General features: G+C 54.8%; 6 protein-coding genes and 1 tRNA gene. 6 read left to right on the plus strand and 1 reads right to left on the minus strand.

Features of this window, described 5'->3' with window-relative positions:
* Positions 1-134: 134 nt before the first annotated feature.
* Complete coding sequence (locus AB8846_RS23215) at positions 135-599, minus strand: FxsA family protein (RefSeq protein ID WP_023334227.1); 465 nt, start codon at positions 597-599, stop codon at positions 135-137.
* A gap of 335 nt (positions 600-934) precedes the next feature.
* Between AB8846_RS23215 and aspA the strand changes: the two genes are divergently transcribed.
* The 6 genes from aspA (at position 935) to AB8846_RS23245 (ending at position 6,719) form a co-directional block, all read left to right on the plus strand.
* The gene (gene aspA, locus AB8846_RS23220) at positions 935-2,371 is read left to right on the plus strand and encodes an aspartate ammonia-lyase (RefSeq protein WP_003855923.1); all 1,437 of its coding nucleotides are present in this window, start codon (positions 935-937) and stop codon (positions 2,369-2,371) included.
* Positions 2,372-2,486: 115 nt separating this feature from the next.
* Positions 2,487-3,788, plus strand: coding sequence for an anaerobic C4-dicarboxylate transporter (locus AB8846_RS23225; RefSeq protein WP_023334226.1), 1,302 nt, complete (start codon positions 2,487-2,489; stop codon positions 3,786-3,788).
* Between the two features lie 112 nt (positions 3,789-3,900).
* Positions 3,901-4,224: a divalent cation tolerance protein CutA gene (cutA, locus tag AB8846_RS23230; RefSeq protein ID WP_063144118.1), complete on the plus strand. Its 324-nt coding sequence runs from the start codon at positions 3,901-3,903 to the stop codon at positions 4,222-4,224.
* On the plus strand, positions 4,200-5,891 hold the full coding sequence (locus tag AB8846_RS23235) for a protein-disulfide reductase DsbD (RefSeq protein ID WP_370733775.1): 1,692 nt from the start codon (positions 4,200-4,202) through the stop codon (positions 5,889-5,891). Before cutA ends, AB8846_RS23235 begins: the two co-directional genes overlap by 25 nt.
* A 49-nt stretch (positions 5,892-5,940) precedes the next feature.
* Positions 5,941-6,516, plus strand: coding sequence for a transcriptional regulator (locus AB8846_RS23240; RefSeq protein ID WP_063144120.1), 576 nt, complete (start codon positions 5,941-5,943; stop codon positions 6,514-6,516).
* A 127-nt stretch (positions 6,517-6,643) separates the two neighbouring features.
* Positions 6,644-6,719 (plus strand) — tRNA-Phe (locus tag AB8846_RS23245).
* Positions 6,720-6,989: the final 270 nt, after the last annotated feature.

Consider the following 6,989-nt stretch of genomic DNA (forward strand, 5'->3'; position numbering starts at 1 on the left):
CGGAATAACGCTTGCGTACTATGACCGAAAAACCCAGAGTGTGCTCCGGATAGACTAAAAAGTGTTACCTATGTTCCCGGTCTGATCTGTCACCTATGTATCCGGTCATACAGCAGCGCCACCGGGCAACAAAATCACCGATCGTCTTTATGGTCTAAACGGTCGTGCTGTTCATCCTTACGCTGATACTCTCCTTCAAAGGTATCGCCCGGCCCGGTGCTGAACCCGCCCCCCGGCATACGGCTAAAGCGCAGATGCGGCAGCAGCTTCATGGTCAGGTGTTTTTGCACCGGCGGCAGAAGCAGCAGAAGGCCGAGGAAGTCGGTGAAGAACCCCGGCAGGATCAGCAGCAGCCCCGCAATAATCAGCGATACGCTTTTGATCATCTCCGCCGCCGGGCTTTCGCCTGCGGCCATCTTCTGCTGCATTAACAGGAAATTTTTGAAACCCTGATTACGCACCAGCGACATGCCGATGACGGAGGTGAAAATCACCAGAATCAGCGTCAGCAGGACGCCCAGCACATGGGCAACCTGGATGAAAATGGAAATCTCAATGTAAACATAGAGAAAGAAAGCAATAAACGGTATCCAGCGCACTGGCATCTCCTGTGTGGCAAGGGCCGTCGGGCCCCTGTCTGAATGTGTTCGCGACGCGCGTTTGTATGAAATGGTGACGGTTAGCGAAAATTCAATCAGTTTGCACGGATATTTTTTTTGGAAATATTAAAGCGGTGACCCATTTCACAGATTAATAATTATCATGTAATCGGCTCGATAATAAGTGATCCAGCTTACGGCAATTCGCTATCATCAGCATATGATCTCGAGCATCTGGCTGATTGAGGGAATAATCGTCGGCCAGAAAATATTCAAAACCACATAAATACTGTGTGTTTAGTACAATCCATCGGCAGCTTGAAAAGAAGGTTCACATGTTAAACAACATTCGTATCGAAGAAGACTTGTTGGGTACCAGGGAAGTTCCAGCGGATGCCTACTACGGTGTTCACACTCTGAGAGCGATTGAAAACTTCTACATCAGCAACAGCAAAATCAGCGACATCCCTGAGTTTGTCCGTGGCATGGTGATGGTGAAGAAAGCCGCAGCGCTGGCCAACAAAGAGCTGCAAACCATTCCTAAAAGCGCGGCAAATGCGATTATCGCGGCCTGCGATGAAGTGCTGAACAACGGCAAATGCATGGACCAGTTCCCGGTTGACGTCTATCAGGGCGGCGCGGGCACCTCCGTCAACATGAATACCAACGAAGTACTGGCAAACATCGGCCTGGAGCTGATGGGTCACCAGAAAGGTGAATACCAGTACCTGAACCCGAACGACCACGTTAACAAATGCCAGTCCACCAACGACGCCTACCCTACCGGCTTCCGTATCGCGGTGTATGCCTCTGTGGTGAAGCTGGTGGATGCGATCAACCAGCTGGGCGATGGCTTCCAGCGTAAAGCGGTTGAGTTCCAGGACATCCTGAAAATGGGTCGTACCCAGCTGCAGGACGCGGTGCCGATGACGCTCGGCCAGGAATTCCACGCGTTTAACGTGCTGCTGAACGAAGAAACCAAAAACCTGCTGCGCACCTCCGAGCTGCTGCTGGAAGTAAACCTGGGCGCAACCGCCATCGGTACGCGTCTGAACACCCCGGACGGCTACCAGCAGCTGGCGGTACAGAAGCTGGCTGAAGTCTCTAACCTGCCGGTTGTGCCTGCTGAAGACCTGATTGAAGCCACCTCAGACTGCGGCGCCTACGTCATGGTACACAGCGCCCTGAAACGTCTGGCAGTGAAACTGTCCAAAATCTGTAACGACCTGCGCCTGCTCTCTTCCGGTCCGCGCGCTGGCCTGAACGAAATCAACCTGCCAGAACTGCAGGCGGGTTCGTCCATCATGCCAGCCAAGGTGAACCCGGTTGTGCCGGAAGTGGTGAACCAGGTTTGCTTCAAGGTCATCGGCAACGATACAACCGTGACCATGGCCTCTGAAGCGGGTCAGCTGCAGCTGAACGTGATGGAGCCAGTGATTGGCCAGGCGATGTTTGAATCTATCCACATCCTGACGAACGCCTGCTACAACCTGCTGGAAAAATGCATTAACGGCATCACAGCGAATAAAGAAGTCTGTGAGGGTTATGTCTATAACTCCATCGGGATTGTCACCTACCTCAACCCGTTCATCGGTCACCACAACGGTGACATCGTCGGTAAGATTTGCGCCGAAACCGGTAAGAGCGTACGTGAAGTAGTGCTGGAGCGCGGGCTGTTGACCGAAGCTGAGCTGGACGATATCTTCTCGGCCCAGAACCTGATGCACCCGGCATATAAAGCAAAACGATATACCGATGAAAGCGAACAGTAACCGTTCAGGCTAGGCTTCTTAAGGCACGTCACTTGTGACGTGCCTTTTTTCTTTTTAGGCGTTACCAAAATACAACAATTCAATATCAACTTGTTAATAAGCAAGGAAGGTCCTTATGTTTGGAGCAGAACTCGTCATCGTCTTGTTGGCGATTTATTTGGGAGCAAGACTCGGGGGTATCGGCATCGGTTTTGCCGGCGGTCTCGGGGTGCTCGTTCTTACCCTTATCTTTCAGATTAAACCCGGCGCAATCCCGTTTGACGTTATCGAAATCATCATGGCCGTTATTGCCGCTATCGCCGCCATGCAGGTGGCAGGCGGTATGGACTACCTGGTGAGCCTGGCGGAGCGTATGCTGCGCCGCCATCCAAAATACATTACCTTCCTTGCCCCGCTGGTGACCTGGTTTATGACCATTCTCGCCGGTACGGGCCACACCGCTTTCTCTACGCTGCCGGTGATTACCGAAGTGGCGAAAGAGCAGGGTATCCGTCCGTCTCGTCCGCTCTCTATTGCCGTAGTTGCCTCTCAGATTGCGATTACCGCCTCGCCGATTTCCGCTGCGGTGGTTTTCTTCGCCGGTATCCTTGAGCCGATGGGCGTGAGCTACCTGACGCTGCTGGCGATCTGTATCCCGGTGACGCTGATTGCGGTGATGATCACCGCCGTGCTGTGTAACTTCCTCGGCGCCGAACTGAAAGACGATCCGGTTTATCAGGAACGCCTTGCCAAGGGTGAAGTGAGGCTGCGCGGCAGCCAGGTCTTCGAGCTGAAGCCGCACGCGAAACGCTCCGTGCTGCTGTTCCTGATCGGTATTGTCGCCGTCATGTTCTACGCGACCGCCATCAGCGATACCGTGGGCCTGATCCAGAACCCGGTTCTGCCGCGTAACGAAGCGATTGTGGTGTTTATGCTGACCATCGCGACGCTGATTAGCATCACCTGTAAAATTGATACCAGCGAAGTGCTGAATGCCAGCACCTTCAAATCCGGTATGAGCGCCTGCGTGTGCGTCCTCGGGGTAGCCTGGCTTGGTGATACCTTCGTGAAAGCGCACATCAGCGACATTCAGACCGTAGCAGGCGACCTGCTGCACAACTACCCGTGGCTGCTGGCTGTGGTGCTGTTCTTTGCCGCTACCCTGCTTTACTCCCAGGCGGCGACCACCAAAGCGCTGATGCCTGCGGCACTGATGCTGGGCGTTACGCCACTGACCGCGATTGCCTCTTTCGCGGCGGTTTCTGCCCTGTTCGTTCTGCCAACCTACCCAACCCTGCTGGCGGCGGTGGAGATGGACGACACCGGCTCAACCCGTATCGGTAAATATGTGTTTAACCACGCGTTTCTGATCCCGGGCGTGGTCGCCATTTCACTTTGCGTGATCCTCGGCTTTATCATTGGCGGCGTGGTTCTGTAAACGGTGAGTGGTTGTAAAAATAGTTAAAATCGGGCCGCTCTGCGGCCCGTTTCATTAATGACCAACCGCCTTGCGTGATATAGTGAGCCTTTCGTGATGAGGAGGTCGACTTGTGAACACGCCTGATGCTGTTGTCGTACTGTGTACCGCCCCTGATGAAGCCTCTGCCCAGGATCTCGCCGCCAAAGTGCTGGCCGAAAAACTGGCAGCCTGCGTGACGCTCCTCCCCGGCGCCACCTCCCTTTATTACTGGGAAGGCAAGCTGGAGCAGGAGTACGAAGTCCAGATGCTGCTGAAAACCAATCGGGCGAACCAGCAGGCGCTGCTTGACTGCCTCAAATCTCATCATCCTTACCAAACCCCGGAACTGCTGGTCTTGCCAGTGGTTCATGGCGATAACGACTATCTCTCATGGCTCAACGCTTCCTTACGCTGATCCTGCTGCTGTGCAGCACGTCAGTTTTTGCCGGGTTGTTTGACGCGCCCGGCCGTTCGAACTTCATCCCTGCCGACCAGGCGTTTGTTTTCGATTTTCAGCAAAACCAGCACGATCTCAATCTTACCTGGCAGGTGAAAGAGGGTTATTACCTCTACCGCAAGCAGGTGAGCATTACCCCTGCCCAGGCAAACGTGGGCGCATTACAGTTGCCCGCTGGGGAGTGGCACGAGGACGAGTTCTACGGCAAGAGTGAAATCTACCGCCAGCGCTTAAGCGTCCCCGTCACGGTGAATCAGGCGGATAAAGGCGCTACGCTGACCGTCACCTATCAAGGGTGCGCGGATGCCGGATTCTGCTATCCGCCGGAGACGAAGGTTGTTCCGCTCAGCGAAGTGAAAGCGGCTGCTGCCGTTTCCACTCCCCCCCTGGACGAGAAGAGCGAAGACCGCGCAGACCTTCCGTTCTCAGCGCTCTGGGCCTTATTGATTGGCATTGGCATTGCCTTTACGCCGTGCGTGCTGCCGATGTATCCGCTCATCTCTGGCATCGTGCTGGGCGGTAAGCAACGGCTTTCCACCGCACGCGCCCTGCTGTTGGCCTTTATTTACGTGCAGGGTATGGCGTTGACCTACACTGCCCTTGGCCTTGTGGTTGCCGCTGCCGGGTTACAGTTCCAGGCTGCGCTTCAGCATCCTTACGTCCTTATTGGCTTGTCGATTGTCTTCATACTGCTGGCACTGTCGATGTTTGGCCTGTTTACCCTGCAGCTACCGTCTGCGCTGCAAACTCGCTTAACGCTAATGAGTAACCGCCAGCAGGGTGGCTCGCCGGGTGGAGTATTCGCGATGGGAGCCATCGCCGGTTTGATTTGTTCCCCTTGCACCACCGCACCGCTGAGCGCCATCCTGCTCTATATCGCCCAGAGCGGCAATATGTTGCTCGGCGGCGGAACGTTGTATCTGTATGCCCTGGGCATGGGACTGCCGCTGATTCTGGTCACGGTTTTCGGCAATCGACTGCTGCCGAAGAGCGGCCCGTGGATGGAAACGGTGAAAACCGCATTTGGCTTTGTCATCCTCGCGCTACCGGTGTTCCTCCTTGAGCGCATCCTCGGCGACGTCTGGGGCCTGCGCCTGTGGGCGATGCTCGGCGTAGCATTCTTTGCCTGGGCGTTTATCGTCAGCCTGGGGGCGAAACGGCCATGGATGCGCCTGGTGCAAATCCTGCTGCTGGCTGCCGCGCTGGTGAGCGTACGCCCTCTGCAGGATTGGGCGTTCGGCACACCGATGAGTCAGACGCAAGCGCATCTGAACTTCACTCAGATTACAAACGTGGATGAACTCAACAGCGCCCTGGCAGAGGCAAAAGGCAAACCGGTGATGCTCGATCTCTATGCCGACTGGTGTGTCGCCTGTAAAGAGTTTGAAAAATACACCTTTAGCGATCCGCAGGTGCAAAGCGCCTTGAAAGAGACCGTTTTGCTCCAGGCAAACGTCACAGCCAATAATGGGCAGGATAAGGCTCTGCTGAAGCAGCTTAACGTGCTCGGGCTGCCAACCATTCTGTTCTTCAATCAACAGGGCCAGGAGCAGCCAGAACAGCGTGTAACCGGGTTTATGGATGCAGCGGCATTTAGCGCGCATTTGCGCAATCGCCAACCGTAAACAACACTTTAAACGGGACAAACCGTTGGGAATAGCGGAGGAGATAACCGTGCAACGTGAAGACGTACTGGGACAAGCCCTGCAACTACTTGAGATTCAAGGGATCGCCAGCACCACGCTTGAGATGGTAGCCGACCGTATCGATTATCCCCTGGATGAACTTAAGCGCTTCTGGCCGGATAAAGAGGCGCTACTCTATGATGCCCTGCGCTATCTCAGCCAGCAGGTTGATATCTGGCGCAGGCAGCTGATGCTGAATGAAGAACTGACTGCAGAGCAAAAGCTGCTGGCGCGCTATACCGCGCTGACGGAATGCGTCAGCAACAACCGCTATCCGGGCTGCCTGTTTATTGCGGCCTGTACGTTCTATCCCGATCCCGACCATCCTGTCCACCAGTTGGCGGAGCAGCAAAAACGGGCAGCGCATGACTTTACCCACGAGCTGCTGACCACGCTGGAGGTCGATGATCCGGCGATGGTGGCGAAACAGATGGAGCTGGTGCTGGAGGGCTGCCTCAGCCGCATGCTGGTGAACCGTAGCCAGGCCGATGTGGATACGGCGCACCGACTGGCGGAAGATATCCTGCGCTTTGCTCAGTGCCGTATGGGCGGGGCGTTGACGTAAGCGAACCTGTTAAATTTGCCGTATTCGACGCGTAAACCATCAGATTGCCGCAAAGTTAAGCAACTGAACAGCTTTTCCCGAAATAATGTTGACGATAAGGCGCGATTGCGGTTTAATGCGCTCCGTTGCCCGGATAGCTCAGTCGGTAGAGCAGGGGATTGAAAATCCCCGTGTCCTTGGTTCGATTCCGAGTCCGGGCACCACTATTTAAAGAACCCAGCCTATGGCTGGGTTTTTGCTTTTCTGCGTTTATAAATCCCTTCTTTGTATTCTTGTTTCTTTTTATCGTGGGATCCGCTTGTCGAGCCTGTGGATTTTGTAGGCCGAATAAGGCAAAGCCGCCATCCGGCATGTTTTCTGACGCACAAAGCAAAAAACCCCGCACCTTACGGTACGGGGTTCTTCTAATTGATGCCTGGCAGTTCCCTACTCTCACATGGGGAGACCCCACACTACCATCGGCGCTACGGCGT

Source organism: Enterobacter sp. KB-221C9 (assembly GCF_041320715.1).
GTDB lineage: Bacteria > Pseudomonadota > Gammaproteobacteria > Enterobacterales > Enterobacteriaceae > Enterobacter > Enterobacter asburiae_D.

What these genes read in the sequence shown, in the direction of transcription:
- AB8846_RS23225 (WP_023334226.1), top strand. Translation starts at nt 2,487, where the DNA reads ATGTTTGGAGCAGAACTCGTCATCGTCTTGTTGGCGATTTATTTGGGA.
- aspA (WP_003855923.1), top strand. Translation starts at nt 935, where the DNA reads ATGTTAAACAACATTCGTATCGAAGAAGACTTGTTGGGTACCAGGGAA.
- AB8846_RS23235 (WP_370733775.1), top strand. Translation starts at nt 4,200, where the DNA reads ATGGCTCAACGCTTCCTTACGCTGATCCTGCTGCTGTGCAGCACGTCA.